The organism is Bradyrhizobium sp. USDA 4473 (genome assembly GCF_054063335.1).
Window position 1 is genome coordinate 3,892,014 of the sequence record NZ_JBSSGE010000001.1, and the last position, 18,373, is coordinate 3,910,386.

Here is an 18,373-nt window from a genome sequence, read left to right on the forward strand (position 1 = left end):
TCTCGCTTTGGGTTCAGGGCTTCAGCACGACCTTGACGCAGCTGTCCTGCTTGTCACGGAAGAGCCTGTACATCTCGGGTCCGTGCTCGAGGTCGACGATGTGGGTAATGACGAAGGACGGGTCGATCTCGCCGTCGGCGATGCGGCGCAGCAGATCGTCGGTCCAGCGGCTGACATGGGTCTGACCGGTGCGGACCGTGAGCCCCTTGTTCATCAGGGCTCCCATCGGGATCTTGTCCGAGAAGCCGCTATAGACACCGGGAATCGAGATCACGCCGCCCGGCCGGCAGAGATAGATCATCTCGCGCAAAACATGGGGACGATCGCTCTCCAGCATCAGCATCTGCTTGGCGCGATCGAGGATTGTGTCCGGCTGCGACGGCATCACGTGGGATTCCATGCCAGTTGCATCGATGCACTTGTCCGGACCGCGGCCGTCGGTCAGCTCCTGCAATCGATCCATCACGCTTTCGGCCTTGAAGTCGACAATGGTCGCGCCGCCGGCCTCGGCCATGCTGAGCCGCTCCGGCACGCAATCGATCGCGATTACCTGGTTGGCGCCGAGCAGGATCGCGCTGCGGATCGCCATTTGGCCAACGGGACCGCAGCCCCAAATCGCAACCGTATCGGTCGGCTCGATGTCGCACTGCGCTGCGGCCTGCCAGCCGGTCGGGAAGATATCGCTGAGGAACAGTACCTGTTCGTCTGAGAGGCTCTCGGGAATCTTGATGTGCGTGGTGTCGGCAAAGGGAATGCGGAGGTATTCCGCTTGGCCGCCCGGATAGCCGCCGGTCAGGTGCGTGTAGCCGAACAGTCCCGCCGTGGTGTGGCCAAACACCTTTTCCGCCAGATGCCGCTTGCGGTTGGTGGTCTCGCATACGGAGAAATTGCCGCGTTTGCATTGCTCGCATTGGCCGCAGATGATGGTGAAGGGCACCACGACGCGATCGCCTTTTTTCAGCTTGCCGTCCACCGCGTCACCGGTCTCGACGACCTCACCCATCGTCTCGTGGCCCATGATGTCGCCGGGCAGCATGCCGGGGATGAAGTTGTGGAACAGGTGCAGGTCGGAGCCGCAGATCGCGCAGCTCGTGACCCTGATGATGGCGTCGCGCGGATCCTCGATCCGCGGATCGGTGACCTCGTCGCAGCGAATATCTTCCTTGCCGTGCCAAACCAGCGCCTTCATCTCTGCCTCCGGCCTGAATGATGAATTTCAAGTCGAACCGACAAAGTTGGTTGCTAGCGCTCGAGAAGTTTTGCAGCCGGTGATGGAAGGGACGGATAGGAACAAGCCGACTGTCGGCGATTTGAGCGAGCAACTCATTTGTTCGAGGATTGCTCATGTCAGCCGCACGTCAATTTGCTATCGTCACCGGCGCATCCACCGGTATCGGCCTGGAACTTGCCCGATGCTGCGCGCAGGCGGGCTTCGATCTCCTGATAGCCGCCGATGAGAACGCGATCGAAACGGCGGCTGCTGAGCTGCGGGGATTCGGTGGACAGGTGGATGCAGTGCTGGCGGATCTCTCGACGACGGAAGGGGTCGATCGTCTCTGTGCCGCCACGCAGGGCCGTCCGGTCGACGCTCTGCTGGCGAATGCCGGCGTCGGTCTCGGTCGCGCTTTCCTGGACCAGGATTTCAACGGCATCCGGCGGGTCATCGACACTAATATCACCGGAACGGTCTATCTCCTCCATTGCGTCGGCAACGAGATGCGCCGCCGGGATTCCGGCCGCATCCTGATCACCGGCTCAATCGCCGGCTTCATCCCCGGCAGCTTCCAGGCTGTCTACAATGGCTCCAAGGCGTTTCTCGACTCATTCTCTTTTGCGCTCCGGGAAGAATTGCGCGATACCCGCGTCACTGTAACCTGCCTGATGCCCGGTGCGACCGAGACGGAATTTTTCCGCCGCGCTGACATGATGGATACTAGCGTCGGCACCACGAAGAAGGACGATGCCGCAGATGTCGCCAGAGCCGGCTTCGATGCGATGATGAAGGGCGAGGGGGACGTCGTCACCGGCCTGAAAAATAAGCTGCAGTCGGCAGTTGCCGACATTACCCCCGCCGCCCTTCTTGCCAAGCAGCACCGCAAGATGGCGGAGCCGGGAACTGCCAAGAAGTAAGCTCCTATTGAGTGCCGGCCCGAACCAGCCTGGCGGCCTCGATCTCCGCAAGGATGGTTCTTCAAGGCGGTTGCGGCGAGCAGGTCTTGCCTTGTCGCCTATAGCAACCAGGATACAACGAGGCCGATGCTGGCCGTGAAAATGGCGGCCACGGTGACCCAGCTGAGCAGATTAAGCCAGAAGCTGTTGGTCTTATCTCCCATCAGCTCCCGATCGTTGGTGAGCAGCACGATGAACAAAAGCAGCGGTGGCGTCGAAAAGCCCTGTACGATGCCGGCATAGACCAGAGCCTTCATGGGATTAATGCCGAAACTGTTCAGCACGACGGCGAGCGTGGTGAAGCCAGCGATCAAGGCATAGAACGCCTTGGCTTCGCGAGGCCTCGCATGAAGGCTGCTTTTCCAGCCGATCGCTTGAGCGAGATCGTAGGCGGCTCCGGTCGTCATCACGGGAACAGCCAGGAAGCCGACCGCGATCACCCCTGTGGCGAACAGCACGGTCGCACCGCTGCCGGCCAATGGACGAAGTGCCTCCGCTGCTTGCGCCGCACTCTCGATATTGGTCTGTCCGACCTGATGCAGTGTCGCACCGGTCGATAGGATGATGAAGTACATGATAATATTCGAGAATACCATTCCGACGACGATGTCGCGCTGCGAGCGTGCGAGTTCGGCATCGCTCGCGCCGCGTCGCTCGGCTGTCCTGGTCTTGCCGGCGGCAATTTTTTCTTCAACCTCGACGTTGGATTGCCAGGTATAGAGATACGCCGACAGCGTGGTTCCGATGATGGCGACGAGGATCGAAAGAGAATCCCTGGTCAGTTCGACATGGGGCAGGAAGGTGCCGCGCAGGATCTCGGCCGGATCAGGCCTGGCGAGGATCGCTGACCCGGCATAAGCAAACAGCGAGAGCGCCAGCCATCTGAACACGTTGCGGATGAAGTCGTAGGAGCCGAACATCTGAAACAGCAGGATGATGCCGGCGATCGCGATCTCGGTCAGGAACGGCGGTATCGGCACAAAGATGTTCAGACAGGCCGCCATGCCAGCAATGTCGGCGGCGGCCTCAATGGTGTTTCCGATCAGCACGCCGATCAGCATCGGCCACAGCAGCCATTTCGGATAGCGTTCTCGGACGACCTGGAATAGCCCTTTGCCGGTGACTTGTCCCAGTTTGGAGGAGAGATAGACGACCGAGAACATCATCGGAAACGTGACGGGCGCCATCCAGAGCAGCGTGAGTCCGAACTGCGCGCCGGCACTGGCATAGGTCCCGATCGCAGAGCAATCGTCGTCGGCGGCGCCCGCCACGATGCCGAGCCCGAGGGCGCGGCGCCAGTTTGGGCGAGTTTTCTCGCTGTTGTCAGTCAAATCGGGACAGCCGGATCTAGACCGCCGACGTTCGGTCGGCACGCCGAGATCAGCGCGCGCGGTGCCCCGAAGTTCCTCACGGTGCCGATCGAAATCAAACAGCAAATAGGATCGAAATCTGCACGCTATCCTAACATACTTAAAATCATCTCCCGCAGTCTCGCGCTACCATCAAGGTCTATCCGTGAAGGCAGGGAGGCAGCGATGCTCGATAGCGAGACGGCGGCAGTGCTCCGCGCGGTGCTTGACGAGGTCTGCGGAGATGTGCCGCGGTCCGACACGAGCCGGCGGACCAGCGTAGCTTTCGGGTTGCTGCAAGCCGTGCACAATGGGCGGCCGTCTCTCGACGAGCTCCGGAGCGCTGGTAAAGCGGCGCTGCACTCCGCTCCCGGTAAGCGACGCTGACCAGGCATTTCCGTCTTCGCGCATGGGCAACAAGCAATTCGCGGCTCTTCCTTTCCGTCGACGCAAGGCTGACTTGTGCATCCTGCTGATCACGACAGGGCGCAAGCAGCGGTGGTCGGTCCCGAAGGGTTGGCCGAAGCGCGGCAAGCCGCAGCGCACCGCCGAGATCGAAGCCTTCGAGAAGGCGGGCGTGCTGGGTAGAGTGCGAGGAAAGCCGATCGGCCGCTACAGTCACAATAGCCGGAAGGGAAAGCGCAGGATTGCCTGCGACGTCCAGCTGTTCCCGATGAAAGTTCGCGCGCGAAAGCCTCGGTGGCCCGAGCGTGGGTAACGCGAAACCAAATGGCTGCCGGTAAAGCGGGCCGCAGCGCTGGTCCACAAATCTGAGCTGAGCCGGTTGATCGCGCGCTTTGCGCGCAACAAGTGGCGCAAATAGGGGCGCGGGAGACCGTCGGGCGCCTGCCACATCGGGGCGTCAGGCTCGACGCCATCCCTATTCAAGCCGTGGCTCGCTGAACTCGGCTGCCGACCCGTTAGGAACTTGAGCCGTTTTGCTCGGTTGGACGAGCATCGCCTCGAGAGAGTCAAGCATGCGTATCTATCTGTTCATCGCGGTCATGGCGCTTGCAATTTCAGGACTGACAAACGTCACCGTCGCCAATGCACGTGACTACCCATGGTGCGTGCAGGGAAGAGGCGTCGGATATCCCGGCGACTGCATGTACCAAACGCGCGCCCAATGTCTTGCATCGGCATCCGGAAGGAATGTGACATGCGGGGTTAACCCGCGCGCGGCGTTCGGTCAGCAGCGTCCGCGCTATCGAGATCGGTATTGATGTTCTGGTCTCGGCCGATCGGGATTAGCTGGAGCTCGTCTTCGGCCTCGATCGGCTTGCGAGACTGATGATAAACGGGCTCGACGTCTCTGCCGCTGAACGCCGGAGAAGACGCGCCGCAGCGGGTGATGGAGCGGTGACGGCAGCTAGCTTCGCCCCTCAGCAAGGAGATCGCCATGCCCTGCATTGGTCGAGGACAAGTCGCCATCTTGGCGGTGCTGATCGGATTGCTTGTGCTCGCCATCATGCTTGCGGTCGCCGGCTGGAATTCCGCAAGCTCAGCCGATATGACTCGTGCCGGATGGATGGCGATGGGCTTCGGAGTTTTCTTCTCCCTCGTCGTTGGTTGCGGCCTCATGGCGCTTATGTTCTTCAGCAGCAGGCGCGGTTATGACGATGAAGCCGCGAATCCATTCCGGGGCCATGAGTTCTCAGAGGAGAAATCTCCCGAGATGGCCGCTGATTCGCCTCGGAAACCGATCGACGGGCCGTCGGCCGATCGGAAGAGATAGGAGAGGGTGGGAATGCACTGACCGGTGATGCGATCCGTGTGGGGTTGTACGCGACGAACCGTGCCGGTCGCGTTCGCTTGGTCATCACACGCAACGACACGGCGTCCTGTCTCTTGCATAATCTTTGTGGCCGCCTTCATCACCAGATCCGCGTTGGCGTATTCGAGCACGATGATACTGCCGTCCCCTGCAAGGAGTCAGGGCTCACCACATTGATGGCGACAGCGGGCCTTCTGGCTCAAGCACAGAATCCTGAACAGGGCCCTCGTTTAACGCGGTAAAACGCCAGGACTGCTTCCACGCGAGCAGCCAGCGCGGTTCAGGCCGCCCACTGTATTGCAACCGGAAGTCGGTTCCCGCCTTATGCTATGTGAAGCGCCGCAAGCTTCGACGTCATGCGCGTTGGCGCCAGGGTGGTGCGGTGCCAGAGTCATGAATGGCGTCGCGTCTGGTATGGCCGCGTCTGATTTGCACGGCAGGAACGAGCCATCTGCACATGGTTTGATCTCGATGAGCAAATATTACTTCCATATCTCAAATGGCCACCCGTTTTATGACCCGGAAGGCGAGGAGCTGCCAAGCGACGAGGCAGCCTGGGAGGTTGCTGTGATGACCGTTCGGGATATCGATTCTAACCTGGATCTCGACCAGTCCAACCAGTGGTCGGTTGTGGTCACGCGCGAAGATACCCCGGTCTTCAGGATCGACGTCCGTGCCAAACGCATCGAGATCGAGCCCAGCTAGACGTTCGGTCGGGCGTGAATGATTGGCAATCTGCTGTGGCCCTCGATGAGAAGATGGGCCATGCGCTCGGTCGCCGATCGGTGCCTACATTGACGATCAATTCTCTGAAGATCGTTGCGCCGATCGTCTCGCGCCGCAACGCGTCCGCAACGTTTGGGCGCTGCCTGTTCCGGCAGCGTAGCGCATCGTGTGGTACGAAGCCCAGGATGCAGGGCGAGTGCTAGAAGCTCATGGTCCATGACGTTGAGGTGAGGACTTTCCAGATCGAGCATTTGGCCCGGAATCTGCAGCGGACAGCATCTGCCAGTGGCCATCGGGCGTCACCCTGGCGTTGAAGACGAATCTCAGGAAGGCGACGAGGCCATCTCTTCGATGAGAGAGTATTCCTGTGGCCGGCTGCCGTCGATAACCATCGTTCTCCGCGCAGCAAGCCCCTTTCTTGGACAGGAAGCTGCTGGAGAGCCCGATATCGGCCCGTCCGGAATGTTGGGAGCAGTCAGTCTCGTGATCAGAGCGCGCGAGGCTTGAAGCCCTCGCCGCGACGCATCGCCGCTGCGACACATCCTGCTGAAGGAAGCGCTCTTAGGAACGTCGGTACCCGAGAGATGTTGCTCGCTCTGGTCCAACACAGAGGAAGCGCTCAAATGAAAGTAGCGAAAATCGCTTTGGCAGCCGCAATCATCTTCGGGTCAATAGCCGCAGCAACCGCCCAAGGCGGCGGCGGGGGCGGTGGCGGTGCCGGCGGAGGCGGGGCCGGCGCCGGTGGCGGTGCCGGCGCGGGTGCAGGTGGCGCAGGCGCGGGCGGTGCAGGCGCCGGAGGCTCGGCTGGCGGCGCAGGCGGCGGTGACTCTCCGGCGGCAGCTACCGGTCAGGGTGCCTCGAGCAGCCCGCGCTCGGCGAACCCCGGAGCAACCATGAATGACACGAAGGAGCGCCGGGGACGCTGAGGGAGTTTGCCCGAGCCGGTTTTGAAGGCCGGCTCGGGATCTGTTGCGCAATCGGTCAGCGGCGGCCCAGGCGGGCGGGGCACCGCCGGACCGGTGCGGAGCCGTCGATAGCGTCGGACGTTGGTGCGATAAACCGGCGATCGGGCGTCCTCGAGCCAATCCGCGTGGTCTGGTGAAATCTGCACTGCCTGCATCCCTCGAGCCAATGGATCACCTGCTTCGGAAGCCTGGCATCGGCCATTTGCCCTGCTGTGCAGTCAAGCAGCGGGCGCGCAGGTTCGACGCAACAGCGCTCGCAAGCGCACGAAATAGACTGGGGCTCCGCCAAGCCCCGAACGTCAGCGTTTTCGTCTGACGTGCTCGCGCTGCCGTTCAACTTCCTCCGCGTCCTCGTCGTCGACTTCCATCAGGCGCGGATGTCCGCTCGCCCTTAATAGTTCGTCAAGCTTGGCGTGAATGGCTTGTGTGTCGCGATGCTCGGCTCGTTGGATGAGCAGTGTCATGCCCCATGTCGCCAGTGTGGCGAATGAATGCCATTCGAGGCCATTGCCAAACGCAATCCAGGCGATCGAGTACAGCACAAAGATGACGAAGGCGGCGGGCCGTGCCGTTGCTGTGCCTAGCGTGGTAAGCCAACCTTTAGCTGATGCAAAAGACATTCTGCGGGAACGTCGATTTGCTGGAGCGGTTCCAATGGGCGCCGAATCGGATTCGGCGGACGGATGCAGGAACGACCGTGGGGAGCCCGCGGTTGGTCAATTCCATCTTGGAGTGCGCCATGACCGATTTTCCCAAGTCGCCGTTTCCCCCTCAGAAGCAACCGATGCCGGGCTTGACCAGCAAGATGGACCCAAGGCCCGATCATGGCGAGGCGAGCTACAGGGGATCCGGCCGGCTTACCGGCTTCAAAGCGATCATCACGGGCGGCGATAGCGGAATTGGACGTGCGGTCGCGATCGCCTATGCGCGGGAGGGGGCGGATCTGGTGCTTGCCTATCTCGACGAGGACGAGGACGCTGCCGAGGTCAAGAGCCTGGTCGAAAGAGAGGGACGCAAGGCCGTGCTGATTTCCGGTGACGTTCGCAACGCCGAGCATTGTCGCGGCATCGTTCGCCGCGCCGTGGATGAATTGGGCGGGATCGACATTCTCGTCAACAACGCTGCGCATCAGGCGACATTCAAGGATATCGGCGACATCAGCGATGAAGAGTGGCAACGCACGTTCGAAACCAATATCCACGCCATGTTCTACCTGAGCAAGGCGGCCGTGCCTCACATGAAGCCCGGAGCCGCGATCATCAATACGGCTTCCGTCAATTCCGATATGCCAAACCCGATCCTGTTGGCTTATGCGACCACAAAGGGCGCCATTCAGAACTTCACCGGCGGACTTGCGCAAATGCTTGCAGCGAGGGGAATTCGGGTCAACGCGGTCGCGCCGGGTCCGATCTGGACACCGCTCATCCCATCCACGATGCCGGAAGAGGCGGTCAAGACGTTCGGCCAGCAAGTGCCGATGAAGCGCGCAGGGCAACCCGCCGAGCTCGCAACCGCGTACGTCATGCTCGCCGATCCGCTTTCGAGCTACACGTCGGGGACGACGGTGGCGGTCACCGGCGGCAAACCCTTCATATGAGAGCGATGCCGTTGCTGCCCGAAAGCGACGATCGGCGTGGCTGAAGTCATCAGCGCGCGAGAATGTCCTCGACGTGGGTGACCTATTTCGGTCTTTTCGGCTTCGCGCCGAGAAGGCCGAGGATGATCAGTGCGAGCCAGATTTCCGGCAGGATGAAGGGAATAAGTTTAAGCGACGAAGCCCACATCAATGCCCAACCGCCAACAAACATGCTTTCCGCCACGACCATTCGGCGGTCGATATGCGCGAGGCGAGCAACCAGTTCGTGCCACACCGCTGGCGCAGGATTGGGCTGACCCATGGCCGTTATCGCAACGTGTAGAGGAATGCGGCGATATCGCTCGCATCGTCCTGCGAAATACCCGAGCTCGGCATGGCGTTGCCGGGCAGCATTCTTTGCGGATCCTGAACCCAGAACGTCATGTTCTCGGGCGAGTTCTGGATGAATCCGGCGATATATGTCCTGGTGGCGATTCGTCGAAGCGAGGGGCCGACATTTCCGTCGGCGTTAGCGATTCCAGGAATTTCGTGGCAGCCACCGCATCCGTACCGTTTCACGAGATCTGCACCGCGGCGCGAACTGCCATTGAAATTTTCGGCACCCCACGCGGCAATGTTTCCGTACGCGGTCAAGGCTGATCCAAGGCAAAGCACAACGAGCAAGCGGCGCGCCGACATTGCGATCCTGCCGCCCATTGGGGGCTGCCATCGCGCGCTCACGGCTTTTGACCCGAACTGAATTTCTTGGTGCTGGACCAAGGATCGCTGGTCGAGACCTGCTCGGTCGGAACCTGCTCGATCTCGGGTGACAACGGTTCCGCGGAGAATGTGCGGCCCCAATGGCGGCTCGGTTCGTTGCTGATCTTGCCGATATAGGTGACCAGATCCCAGATCACCGTGTCCGGCAATACGGCGCCCCAGGCAGGCATGCCGTTCGGCCGTCCCTGGTAGATGGAAAGGTAGATGTTTTCCGGTTGCGAGCCGTAAGTGAAGATGTTGTTGCTGAGTGACGGGCCCATGCCACCGCCGCCATTTGCGGCGTGGCAGCCGACGCAGTTGAAGTTGACGAAATAGGTCATGCCGCGCTGCTCGGCCTTCGGATCACCCTGCATCGGGTTCTTGATCGTCGGGTTGCTTGGCTGAGCGCCCGGAAAGAGGTGGCTGACGGGCACCTGCATGAACACGCCAGGCCGGCCGTTGCCGACGCTTTGTCCGAAATCCGGGCGCGGAGAGACCGTGGGCGTTTGCGCTTCCTGCGATTGCGGCAGGCTCTGCTGGCCGATCGCGGCTTGGCTGCTCGCGAAAAGCAGGAATCCACCAAGTGCGAGGACCGTCCGCATCAGCTAACCGCCTCCGGCGGAGGTTTGCGTCTCGACCAAGGGGACGCCGTAGCTGCGCAGCAGCGAGGTGATCTCCGGCCGATGCCCGTCGATGAATTCATTGAGGCGGTCTCGCAGCGCATGATCGCCCTTGCGTACGCCCATCGAAATCGAAAACTGGAACTGCTGCGGCGCAAATCGTTCGCCGTCCCGGACCGGGGTGACCATGAGTCTGACTGGCGATCCTTTGGCGAAGTAGCCGCCGAGCGGCCCCCACGCTGCGGCGACATCGATCTCGCCGCTTTCGACCGCCTCGATCAGGCGCGCGGGTGGATCGGCGTCGCGATAGTCGCCGTAGATCGAGTAGCCGCGAACATTGTCGACGATGCCCTGTTCGCCGAGTGCCTCGGCCGGAGGCGCATTGTTTCCGTCATCGCCAATCAAGTGAACCCCGATCCTCAACTGATGCAGTTTCGGATCGAGCAGCGATGCGACATCGAGATGCCGGTCCCGCCGCGTCACGAAGACGTAGGTCGAGCGGTAATACGGCTTCGTCGTCTCCGCCATTTCGAAGCGGTCCGGAACGCCGATCACGACGTCGCATTTTCCGGCCCTGAGCGTATTACGGATGAAGCCGCGGCGCTGCGCCCACCAGGTGTAGGAGAGCCGCATCCCGAATTGTTCGGCCATCATGGCGGCGAGCCTGTTCTCGAACTCCTGCTCCGCGCGATTGGAGAACGGCATATTGTTCGGATCGGCACACACGCGAAGCTCGCCAGCCTGCTCCGTAGCCGCGGCGGCAGTGCCGAGCGTAACGGCCAGGATCGTGCAAACACACTCAACGAGCCGGCGCATGACCGTTGTCCTGACCATTTGTGCCGCCGAGCTTGAACACGAGCAATTCGCTGCCGCCTGCGGTGTAGAACGGCAAATCCTGGGTGGCTCCCGTGAAGCCCAGCGCGCTGTTGCGCACCCGGGCATCGACCTCTGCGTTCGCGACCACCCCGGGCCAGCCGCCGACACCGGACAGGATCGCGATATACTGCTGCCCATCGGAGCCGCGGTAAGAGATGGGCTGGCCGATGAAGCCGGAGCCGGCGCGGAACTGCCAAAGCAGGTGACCGTCCTTCGCGTCCACAGCTTTGAAGAGCCGATCCATGGTGCCGTAGAAGGCGACGTCGCCGGCCGTGACGAGCGCGCCGCTCCACACCGGGAGACGCTCGTGAATCTCCCAGACCTTCTTCCGTGCAACGGGGTCCCAGGCCATGAACTCGCCGCGATAGCCGCCGGGCCCGGCATACATGTCGACGTCGGCACCGACATAAGGCGTGCCGGCGATGTAGCCGACCTGGGACGCCTTGAAGTTCATGCAGAGATGTTGATGCGGAACGTAGAGCAGCTTGGTTCGAGGCGACCAGGCGGTGGGCTGCCAATCCTTGGCGCCCGGCGACGCCGGGCAGATATCCTCAATGGTCTTGCCGAGCAGCGGCGTCTTGTCTTCGTTCGGTATGATCCGTCCCGACTTGAGGTCGACGCCCTTGTAGGCGTTGATGAGCTCATAGGCGTCGGCGGAAATCACCTCACCCGTGCTGCGGTCGATGACATACATGTAGCCGTTGCGGCCGGGGTGAATCAGCACCTTGCGCGTCTGCCCATTGATAGCGAGGTCGACCAAGACGTTCTCGTTGATCTCGTCGTGATCGAACAGGTCATGGGGATTGAGTTGATAGGCCCATTTGGCGTGCCCGGTGTCCGCATCGCGCGCGAAGATCGTGCTGCTCCAGAGATTGTCGCCGCTGCGCTGATTGGCATTCCAGGGGCTCGGGTTGGCGGTTCCGTAGTAGACGAGGTTGAGCTCCGGGTCGTAGGAGACCCAGCCCCACACGGTGCCGCCGCCGACCTGCCAGCGGTCCGCCGGCCAGCTCTTCACGCCAAGGTCCTTGTCCTTGAGATTGGCGTAGAATGGCTTGAAGTCGTCGCCGATCAGCACGTCCTTGTCCGGGCCGGTGGAGTAGGCGCGCCAGAAGATCGCGCCTGTGCTCTCGTCGAGCGCAGTGAGCCAGCCACGCACACCCATTTCGCCGCCGCTGTTGCCGACCAGGATCTTCCCCTTGGCGACGATCGGCGCCATCGTGATGGTCTCGCCCTTGTTGATTTCGCCGAGCTTCGTATGCCAGAGTTCCTTGCCCGTCTTGGCATCGATGGCCACGGTATGGTTGTCGAGCGTGTTGAGGAAAACCTTGTCATTGTCGTAGGCGAGGCCGCGGTTGACCACATCGCAGCAGGCAACGCCGGCCGCCGCCGGCTCTGGCTTCGGGGCATAGGACCACTTCAGCTCTCCGGTGGTGGCATCCAGCGCGAAGACGCGATTGGGATAAGGGCCTGCGTAGGGACCCACCACATACATCGTATTGTCGACGACAAGCGGAGCCGCCTCCTGACCGCGGTCAGCTCCCACCGAGAAAGTCCAGGCGAGCTGCAGGCGCGATGCGTTGCCCGCATTGATCTGATCGAGACCGCTATAGCGCGTGTTGGCGTAATCGCGCGCCGCCATCGGCCATTGTCCGGGATCCCTCATTCGGTTCTGCAGGTCGCTTTGCGCGAAAGCAAATGAGGTCCAGGCAGCGCAGACCATGCTCGCCGTTGCGACCAAGGCGCGGCGACCGTTCGTGTTTAACATAGGTGAAAGTCTCCACGGCGATGGAGGCCGGGTGCCGCGTTGCATTTCCGGTCACCGACGTACAAACGTTGCGCCTTGGCTTGGTTCCAAAAATGGCTTGGGTGGCTCAACGCACGACGTTTCCTGACACGCCCGCGCCGAGATCGACCGCAATCTGGTCTTCCTTGCCGTTGCACTTCGGATGACCGAAGCCCGAGGGGCTTTTGCCGTCCGGTCCGATATCGTAGATGATCGCGTCCTTCATGTTGGGACTGACGCCGGCAGGCACATGATCGAGGTCGAGCAGGTGGCGCACGCGCCAGGCGACGTTATGGTCTGCACACGAACTGTCTCCGCTGACGCCGAGCGCGCCCCCGATGCCGTTGCCGTCGTAGAGCGGCAATCCGCCGCCGAAGACGATGACACCGCCGATCGGCTTGCCGATCATCGGATCATGCTGCGTCCCGAAATCCTGGCTCTGGCCCGCATAGATCGTATCCGGAATTGGCGGATTACTCGACGCCGCACCGAATAGAAAGCCGCCGGGTTGTGCTCCGGTGTAGAGATTCGCGGTCGCCATCGCCTTGTCCTTCAGGCTGAACGCGTTCGCGGTGTTGGCCTTCTCCGCGGCGATGGCGCGGCTGCCCGGCCATTGATCGTCGGCCTTGTTGCCGCTGAATGCAACTGCGCAGACAACGCCCTGCCGGTTGACCACCGCGGCCCATTCATGATTGTCGAGCCCGCCATTGCTCGGCCCGCCCGAGGGCTTGACGCTTTTCTTCAGGATATCGGCCAGGTGGTCGTGATCGACCGGACAGGATGCGCCGGCACCCTGGGAGGGATCTTGCGCAACAGACTGTTTCGAGAGCAGGAGACCGGCAACTGATAAGGCTACTGCCCCCGTCCAAAGCTTGTTCACGTATCCTCCACGAGAGAAGACGTTGTAGGGATCACCTGCGAACGCTCGTCGGCAGGCCGCGTTCCTAACCGCCGGGGCGCATCGCGCAGCGTGCCGGAGACGCTCGCCGGTTGGAGCACGGTCAGCCAGCGATAGGCGAACAGCAGGGCCGCGCCGGTATAGAGAATGCCCATCGGGACCCACATCAGGATTCCAGCCAGTTGCTGATCCTCGAGCGGAGACAGGCCGAAATCGCCGGCGAGCGCGCCCTGGGTCGGCACCCAGACACGCGTCGATAAGGTCAGCAACGCGCCGAGCACGCCGGAATGCAGAACCGTCACGAAGAGACAGCCGATGCCGATGCCGTCACGCATCCGCTCGCTGCGCCCTCTCCCGCGTCCATAAAGCAGCACCGACCAGAACAGCAGCGCCGTGGCAAAGAAGCTGAGGTGCTGGAGGCGATGGATCGCGATATTCTCAAGCGCAAGCGTATAGAGCGGTGGCGCGTGCCAAATCCACAAGGCCAGCCCGTGCAGGGCGGTTGCGCTGACCGGGTGACCGAGAAACGCCCACATCGTCGCCAACGGAGCTGTGCTCAGCAGGCGGCCGGCGCGCCGAAGCGAGGGCGTCAAGCTCCACAGCAGCGGGCCGTTGGTCCGTGCATAGGCGATCAGCGGAGCGGCAACCAGCATCAGGAGCTCATGCTCGATCATGTGCGCCGTGAACAGCCGCTCGCCGAGCCAGTGAAGCGGAGAGGTCAAGGCAAGCGCCACGACCAGCCATCCGGTCCAGAATGCTGTCACCCGCCGGTATGTAACGCCGCGTCCGCCGCCGGCGCTCCGCCACAGCCGCTGTGTTCCGACGTAGTATGCAATACCCGCAAGATAGAGCGGGACCAGCAACCAAGGATCGTAGCTCCACAGCGCCGTCGGGTCCGATACGTCTGACAGTCCATGCGCCGAAGCAGACGATGGCAGCAGCGCTGGAAGCAGCAAGAGGCTCAACGTAAACATGGACTGATCATGAGCGCGGCAAGAAGCTGATCGGTGATGACGAGCGCGAACAGCACGCCGGTACCCACCCCGAGCCAGGCCATGAATGCTCTGGGACCACCGCCTGCGGCGTCGCTCCATTCGGTCCCGGCACCGCGACGCACCGCGCGAGCCGAGATCACGGTGCCGGCCAGCGATGCGAGCACCAGAAACGTGCTCAAGGCGATGCCGCCCCACTTCGCCTTCTCGCATGCGAGATGGGCGAGGGCGTAGACGGCCTGCAGATTGGCGGCCCAGGCGATGGGCCCGAGCGCTACGCCTGCCCAATAGAGCAATCTGGCATTGGCTTCATTGTCGGTCATAGCCGTGGCACCCAATCGAGCAACACATAGAGCGGCAGCCATGCGATCACGACAAAGTTCCAGTAGAACACGTTGTCGGTCACGTCACTGAAGCGGCGTGGCTTGGCGTGGGCCGTGAACATCAGGACGGCGAGCACGATCGTATCGCCGAGGTCGGTCGCAAGATGCGTGGTGTGCAGGCCCAGGATCAGCCAGACCACCGAGCCATACGCGGAGTTGTCCCAGCGGGTATTGAGGTGGGCGAACTCAAAGCCACGCAGGATCAAGAGCAGGATGCCGATCAGCGACATGACGACGAGCCAGACGCGCACTTTTTGGAGATCCTGCTGGTGCGCGACCCGATGGGTATACTGGTTGGGGATGATGCTGAGCAGGAAGACGATGGTTTCCGCCGTTCCGGGCCAGAGATCGGGCGGCGAAGCGCCGATCGGCCAACTCGGGTTGACGGCATAGAGATAGAGATAGGTGCCGATCGCAATGGCGAAGCCCATGCCTTCCAGCGCCATGAAGCTCATCGCGCCCCACCACGGTCCGCTTTGCGGGCCGAAGCCAAAGGTCGGCAGTTCTCCGACGTTGCGGATGACGATCTGCTTCATTCCTCGTCCTCTTTGCTGCCGGTCGGCCAGAACCAGCCGATCAAGGCGATCGCCATCGGCGGCGTTCCCCACAACACGGCCCACGGCGTGAAGATCGAGCCGATGAAGAAAATCGTCGTCGCGATCGCGGTGAGCAGCGGCCAAATGCTGGGTTCCGGCGACGCCTCACGTATTTGCGGCTCGGCCTCGGCGAGCGACGTCAGCAGCACCTCGCGGCGTTCCATGCTGAGGCCTGCGATGACCGGCAACGTGTCGGGGTCGGCCCATAGTGGATCGCGATGGGTCACGACAGGAATACGGTCGAAGTTCTGCGGTGGCGGGGGAGATGCCGTCGCCCACTCCAGAGTGGATGCATCCCAGGGGTTGTCGCTGGCCGGCATTCCCCTGCGGAGACTGTAGATCGCATTCGCGAGCAGCACCGCAAAGCTGAGCGCGAAGATCGCGGCGCCGATGCTCGACAGCAAATTCAGCCGATCCCAGCCCATTTCGGGCGTGTAGGTGTAGACCCGACGGGGCATCCCCATCAGGCCGAGAATATGCATTGGGAAAAACGCGATATTGAAGCCAAAGAAGGCAAGCCAGAAGTTCCAGCGGCCGAGCCGCTCGCTCAACATCCGGCCGCAGATCTTCGGAAACCAGTAGTAGACAGCCCCAATGAGCGGGAAGACGGCGCCGCCGATCAGGACATAATGGAAGTGGGCGACGACGAAATAAGTGTCGTGCACCTGGGTATCGATCGGTACCGACGCCACCATGATGCCGGAGAGTCCGCCAATCACGAAGATCGCGATGAACGCGAGCACGAACAGCAGTGGCGTCCGATACACCGGGCGGCCGTCCCATAATGTAGCGATCCAGCAGAATATCTGCAGGCCGCTCGGCACGGCGATCAACATGCTTGACGCGGTGAACAGGCCGGCCCCGAGCTGGGGCAGCCCGGTCACGAACATGTGGTGAACCCAAAGTCCGAACGACAGAAATCCCGTCGCGATCAGCGAGAGAACGATCGCGGGATAGCCGATCACGGGCCGGCGCGCGAAGGTGGCGAGGATCATCGACACCATGCCGGTTGCCGGAATGAAGATGATATAGACCTCCGGATGCCCGAAGAACCAGAACAAATGCTGCCACAACAGCACATTGCCTCCTGACGAAGGATCGTAGAAGCGAGTGCCGACCAGCCGATCGAGGATGAGCGAGGTGGATGCGACCATGATCGACGGCATCGCAAACATTACGAGGAAGGCCGTAACCAGCATCGCCCAGACAAAGAGCGGGATGCGGTCAAGCGTCATTCCGGGGGCGCGCTGCTTGAAGACGGTGACGATGATCTCGACGGCAACCGCGAGCGCTGCCACTTCCGTGAAGGTGATCATCTGGGCCCATACGTCGGCGCGCTTGGTTGGCGTGAACTGCAGACTGGAAAGCGGCGTGTAGGCAAACCAGCCGACGTCAGGACCGACGTTGAATGCAAAGGAGATCCAGAGGAAACAGCCGCCGAACAAGAACATCCAGTAGCTGAAGGCGTTGAGGCGCGGGAAAGCAATATTACGCGTGCCCACCATGAGCGGCACCAGGTAAACCGCGAAGGCTTCCATGACCGGCACGGCGAACAGGAACATCATCGTCGAGCCGTGCATCGTGAAGACCTGATTGTACAGGTCCGGCGAAAGCAGACGCTGCTCGGCAGCCGCCAGCTGAATACGCATCAAGATCGCGAGGAGTCCGCCGAGAACCAGGAAGGCGAATGCCGTCACGATGTAGCGTCGTCCGATAATCTTGTGATCAACCGACATGAGCGCGCCGATCGGTCCCGATGGCGTCCGCCAGATGCGCTCCAGTCGCGTTGCAAGTTGCAGCCCGTGGAGGGCATCGTCCCGCAGCTCTCTTTGCTCGACGGCCATGCTCATTTGAGCTGCTCCAGATACTGAATGATCGCGATCAGTTCTCCCGATTGCAGCGGCATCCTCGGCATCAGATTGCCGGGCTTGATGTGCTGCGGGTCGGCAATCCAGGCTCCCAGCGCCGCCGGCGTTTGCGGCAGCGTGCCCGCCGCTATCGTCGTTCGGCTCCCCACGTGGGTGAGGTCAGGACCCAATTGGCCGCCTGCCAGGGTGCCGCGAACGGCATGGCACAACGCGCATCCGCGGCCGCGAAACAGCTCTTCTCCCTGCTTGGCTAGCGTGTCGGTCGGGCTGGTTGCGCTCTGGTTCTCGTGCTCGCGCCAACGCTCGAATTCATCGGGCCGGAGCGCGATTGCCGCGAACGCCATATGGGCGTGTTGCAAGCCGCAGAATTCCGCGCATTGGCCGCGATAGGTGCCGGGATTTCTCGCCGTAAACTGGATTTCGTTGGTTTGTCCAGTGATCAGGTCCATCTTGCCGGTGAGGCTCGGCACCCAGAAGCTGTGGATGACGTCCGCCGACTCGAGCTCCACCTTGACTGGCTTGCCGACCGGAATGCGGATCTCGTTTGCCGTGGCGAAGCTGTTGTGTGGGCTGTCTGCCTCGTAATGAACCTCCCACCACCATTGATGAGCGACAATCCTGAGCTTCAGGGCTTCCTGGTTCGTGGCAAACAGGGTGCGTTGGCCGGCATAGCTTACGAAAGACAGGACGAGCACGATCAATGTGGTGGCAATGCCGAGCCCCAGAATGATGCGCCCGGCACCCATCTCAAAGGAAAAGCGGAGTTCGAGCGGCGCGTCTATGATGCGATTTCGGCGCAGCAGGCCGACCCCGAGAGCAGCAATGACGCAACTCCAGACTGCCCCGGACACCGCAAGAAAGATGATGAATGTGTGACGGATTTGCTCGGATTGGAGAGCTTGCGGGTCAAGTGCCGACTGCGAGCCGGCACAAGCAACGAGCGGCAACGCGACGGAGAGGAGAAGGCCGGATCGGACCCAGGCAGGCATGGGCACTCATTGAGCATGGTTGCCCGGGCGAACCGCCGGCTGCTACAAAG

The 18,373-nt window shown here is 61.8% G+C and carries 20 protein-coding genes; 6 read left to right on the forward strand and 14 right to left on the reverse strand.

The features are described 5' to 3' along the window. Positions 1-13: 13 nt before the first annotated feature. Positions 14-1,189, reverse strand: a complete 1,176-nt coding sequence (locus tag ACVW17_RS18060) for a zinc-dependent alcohol dehydrogenase (RefSeq protein WP_456753138.1) — start codon at positions 1,187-1,189, stop codon at positions 14-16. A gap of 155 nt (positions 1,190-1,344) precedes the next feature. On the opposite strand from ACVW17_RS18060, the gene ACVW17_RS18065 reads away from it, so the two are divergent. After that, the gene (locus ACVW17_RS18065) at positions 1,345-2,130 is read left to right on the forward strand and encodes an SDR family NAD(P)-dependent oxidoreductase (protein WP_456753139.1); all 786 of its coding nucleotides are present in this window, start codon (positions 1,345-1,347) and stop codon (positions 2,128-2,130) included. Between the two features lie 98 nt (positions 2,131-2,228). On the opposite strand, the gene ACVW17_RS18070 is transcribed toward ACVW17_RS18065, so the two are convergent. Continuing rightward, positions 2,229-3,605 (reverse strand): Nramp family divalent metal transporter, encoded by a 1,377-nt coding sequence (locus ACVW17_RS18070; protein WP_456753140.1) that lies wholly within the window; start codon positions 3,603-3,605, stop codon positions 2,229-2,231. A 322-nt stretch (positions 3,606-3,927) separates the two neighbouring features. Between ACVW17_RS18070 and ACVW17_RS18075 the strand changes: the two genes are divergently transcribed. The 4 genes from ACVW17_RS18075 (at position 3,928) to ACVW17_RS18090 (ending at position 5,997) form a co-directional block, all read left to right on the forward strand. Further along, complete coding sequence (locus tag ACVW17_RS18075) at positions 3,928-4,236, forward strand: NUDIX hydrolase (protein WP_456753141.1); 309 nt, start codon at positions 3,928-3,930, stop codon at positions 4,234-4,236. A 259-nt stretch (positions 4,237-4,495) separates the two neighbouring features. Further along, positions 4,496-4,741 (forward strand): DUF3551 domain-containing protein, encoded by a 246-nt coding sequence (locus tag ACVW17_RS18080; RefSeq protein WP_456753142.1) that lies wholly within the window; start codon positions 4,496-4,498, stop codon positions 4,739-4,741. A 176-nt stretch (positions 4,742-4,917) separates the two neighbouring features. Then, a complete protein-coding gene (locus tag ACVW17_RS18085) occupies positions 4,918-5,253 on the forward strand; it encodes a hypothetical protein (RefSeq protein ID WP_456753143.1) in 336 nt (111 codons plus the stop codon). Positions 5,254-5,685: 432 nt separating this feature from the next. Beyond that, on the forward strand, positions 5,686-5,997 hold the full coding sequence (locus tag ACVW17_RS18090) for a DUF6894 family protein (RefSeq protein ID WP_456753144.1): 312 nt from the start codon (positions 5,686-5,688) through the stop codon (positions 5,995-5,997). 1,285 nt (positions 5,998-7,282) lie between these two features. Here ACVW17_RS18090 and ACVW17_RS18095 read toward each other — a convergent pair. Then, positions 7,283-7,603 carry a low affinity iron permease family protein gene (locus ACVW17_RS18095; protein WP_456753145.1) on the reverse strand — a complete coding sequence of 107 codons (321 nt, stop codon included), beginning with the start codon at positions 7,601-7,603 and terminating at the stop codon, positions 7,283-7,285. A gap of 119 nt (positions 7,604-7,722) precedes the next feature. Between ACVW17_RS18095 and ACVW17_RS18100 the strand changes: the two genes are divergently transcribed. After that, positions 7,723-8,580: an SDR family oxidoreductase gene (locus ACVW17_RS18100; RefSeq protein WP_456753146.1), complete on the forward strand. Its 858-nt coding sequence runs from the start codon at positions 7,723-7,725 to the stop codon at positions 8,578-8,580. Between the two features lie 82 nt (positions 8,581-8,662). Here the strand turns inward: ACVW17_RS18100 and ACVW17_RS18105 are convergent, their stop codons facing one another. The 11 genes from ACVW17_RS18105 to coxB all read right to left on the reverse strand — a co-directional run bounded on the left by ACVW17_RS18105 (position 8,663) and on the right by coxB (position 18,323). Continuing rightward, positions 8,663-8,881 (reverse strand): hypothetical protein, encoded by a 219-nt coding sequence (locus ACVW17_RS18105; RefSeq protein ID WP_456753147.1) that lies wholly within the window; start codon positions 8,879-8,881, stop codon positions 8,663-8,665. A gap of 5 nt (positions 8,882-8,886) precedes the next feature. Beyond that, positions 8,887-9,276 carry a c-type cytochrome gene (locus tag ACVW17_RS18110; protein WP_456753148.1) on the reverse strand — a complete coding sequence of 130 codons (390 nt, stop codon included), beginning with the start codon at positions 9,274-9,276 and terminating at the stop codon, positions 8,887-8,889. 20 nt (positions 9,277-9,296) lie between these two features. Then, complete coding sequence (locus tag ACVW17_RS18115) at positions 9,297-9,920, reverse strand: c-type cytochrome (protein WP_456753149.1); 624 nt, start codon at positions 9,918-9,920, stop codon at positions 9,297-9,299. Positions 9,921-9,923: 3 nt separating this feature from the next. After that, on the reverse strand, positions 9,924-10,754 hold the full coding sequence (locus ACVW17_RS18120) for a substrate-binding domain-containing protein (RefSeq protein ID WP_456797751.1): 831 nt from the start codon (positions 10,752-10,754) through the stop codon (positions 9,924-9,926). Then, positions 10,738-12,534, reverse strand: coding sequence for a PQQ-dependent dehydrogenase, methanol/ethanol family (locus ACVW17_RS18125; RefSeq protein WP_456756464.1), 1,797 nt, complete (start codon positions 12,532-12,534; stop codon positions 10,738-10,740). Before ACVW17_RS18125 ends, ACVW17_RS18120 begins: the two co-directional genes overlap by 17 nt. A gap of 151 nt (positions 12,535-12,685) precedes the next feature. Further along, the gene (locus ACVW17_RS18130; RefSeq protein ID WP_456756465.1) at positions 12,686-13,429 is read right to left on the reverse strand and encodes a heme-binding protein; all 744 of its coding nucleotides are present in this window, start codon (positions 13,427-13,429) and stop codon (positions 12,686-12,688) included. Positions 13,430-13,473: 44 nt separating this feature from the next. Continuing rightward, entirely contained in the window at positions 13,474-14,469 is a 996-nt protein-coding gene (locus ACVW17_RS18135; protein WP_456753151.1) for a cytochrome c oxidase assembly protein, read from the reverse strand. Beyond that, positions 14,457-14,810: a hypothetical protein gene (locus tag ACVW17_RS18140; protein WP_456753152.1), complete on the reverse strand. Its 354-nt coding sequence runs from the start codon at positions 14,808-14,810 to the stop codon at positions 14,457-14,459. The genes ACVW17_RS18135 and ACVW17_RS18140 overlap by 13 nt, the downstream gene beginning before the upstream one ends. Then, positions 14,807-15,406 carry a cytochrome c oxidase subunit 3 gene (locus ACVW17_RS18145; RefSeq protein WP_456753153.1) on the reverse strand — a complete coding sequence of 200 codons (600 nt, stop codon included), beginning with the start codon at positions 15,404-15,406 and terminating at the stop codon, positions 14,807-14,809. The genes ACVW17_RS18140 and ACVW17_RS18145 overlap by 4 nt, the downstream gene beginning before the upstream one ends. Beyond that, complete coding sequence (ctaD, locus tag ACVW17_RS18150) at positions 15,403-17,316, reverse strand: cytochrome c oxidase subunit I (protein ID WP_456753154.1); 1,914 nt, start codon at positions 17,314-17,316, stop codon at positions 15,403-15,405. Before ctaD ends, ACVW17_RS18145 begins: the two co-directional genes overlap by 4 nt. After that, positions 17,313-18,323, reverse strand: a complete 1,011-nt coding sequence (gene coxB, locus ACVW17_RS18155; protein WP_456797752.1) for a cytochrome c oxidase subunit II — start codon at positions 18,321-18,323, stop codon at positions 17,313-17,315. Before coxB ends, ctaD begins: the two co-directional genes overlap by 4 nt. Positions 18,324-18,373 lie beyond the last annotated feature (50 nt).

Excerpts from the sequence above, each read along its gene's own strand:
- ACVW17_RS18060 (WP_456753138.1), bottom strand. The coding sequence starts at position 1,189 with ATGAAGGCGCTGGTTTGGCACGGCAAGGAAGATATTCGCTGCGACGAG.
- ACVW17_RS18065 (WP_456753139.1), top strand. The coding sequence starts at position 1,345 with ATGTCAGCCGCACGTCAATTTGCTATCGTCACCGGCGCATCCACCGGT.
- ACVW17_RS18075 (WP_456753141.1), top strand. The coding sequence starts at position 3,928 with ATGGGCAACAAGCAATTCGCGGCTCTTCCTTTCCGTCGACGCAAGGCT.
- ACVW17_RS18080 (WP_456753142.1), top strand. The coding sequence starts at position 4,496 with ATGCGTATCTATCTGTTCATCGCGGTCATGGCGCTTGCAATTTCAGGA.
- ACVW17_RS18085 (WP_456753143.1), top strand. The coding sequence starts at position 4,918 with ATGCCCTGCATTGGTCGAGGACAAGTCGCCATCTTGGCGGTGCTGATC.
- ACVW17_RS18090 (WP_456753144.1), top strand. The coding sequence starts at position 5,686 with ATGAATGGCGTCGCGTCTGGTATGGCCGCGTCTGATTTGCACGGCAGG.
- ACVW17_RS18095 (WP_456753145.1), bottom strand. The coding sequence starts at position 7,603 with ATGTCTTTTGCATCAGCTAAAGGTTGGCTTACCACGCTAGGCACAGCA.
- ACVW17_RS18100 (WP_456753146.1), top strand. The coding sequence starts at position 7,723 with ATGACCGATTTTCCCAAGTCGCCGTTTCCCCCTCAGAAGCAACCGATG.
- ACVW17_RS18105 (WP_456753147.1), bottom strand. The coding sequence starts at position 8,881 with ATGGGTCAGCCCAATCCTGCGCCAGCGGTGTGGCACGAACTGGTTGCT.
- ACVW17_RS18110 (WP_456753148.1), bottom strand. The coding sequence starts at position 9,276 with ATGGGCGGCAGGATCGCAATGTCGGCGCGCCGCTTGCTCGTTGTGCTT.
- ACVW17_RS18115 (WP_456753149.1), bottom strand. The coding sequence starts at position 9,920 with ATGCGGACGGTCCTCGCACTTGGTGGATTCCTGCTTTTCGCGAGCAGC.
- ACVW17_RS18120 (WP_456797751.1), bottom strand. The coding sequence starts at position 10,754 with ATGCGCCGGCTCGTTGAGTGTGTTTGCACGATCCTGGCCGTTACGCTC.
- ACVW17_RS18125 (WP_456756464.1), bottom strand. The coding sequence starts at position 12,534 with ATGGTCTGCGCTGCCTGGACCTCATTTGCTTTCGCGCAAAGCGACCTG.
- ACVW17_RS18135 (WP_456753151.1), bottom strand. The coding sequence starts at position 14,469 with ATGTTTACGTTGAGCCTCTTGCTGCTTCCAGCGCTGCTGCCATCGTCT.
- ACVW17_RS18140 (WP_456753152.1), bottom strand. The coding sequence starts at position 14,810 with ATGACCGACAATGAAGCCAATGCCAGATTGCTCTATTGGGCAGGCGTA.
- ACVW17_RS18145 (WP_456753153.1), bottom strand. The coding sequence starts at position 15,406 with ATGAAGCAGATCGTCATCCGCAACGTCGGAGAACTGCCGACCTTTGGC.
- ctaD (WP_456753154.1), bottom strand. The coding sequence starts at position 17,316 with ATGAGCATGGCCGTCGAGCAAAGAGAGCTGCGGGACGATGCCCTCCAC.
- coxB (WP_456797752.1), bottom strand. The coding sequence starts at position 18,323 with ATGCCTGCCTGGGTCCGATCCGGCCTTCTCCTCTCCGTCGCGTTGCCG.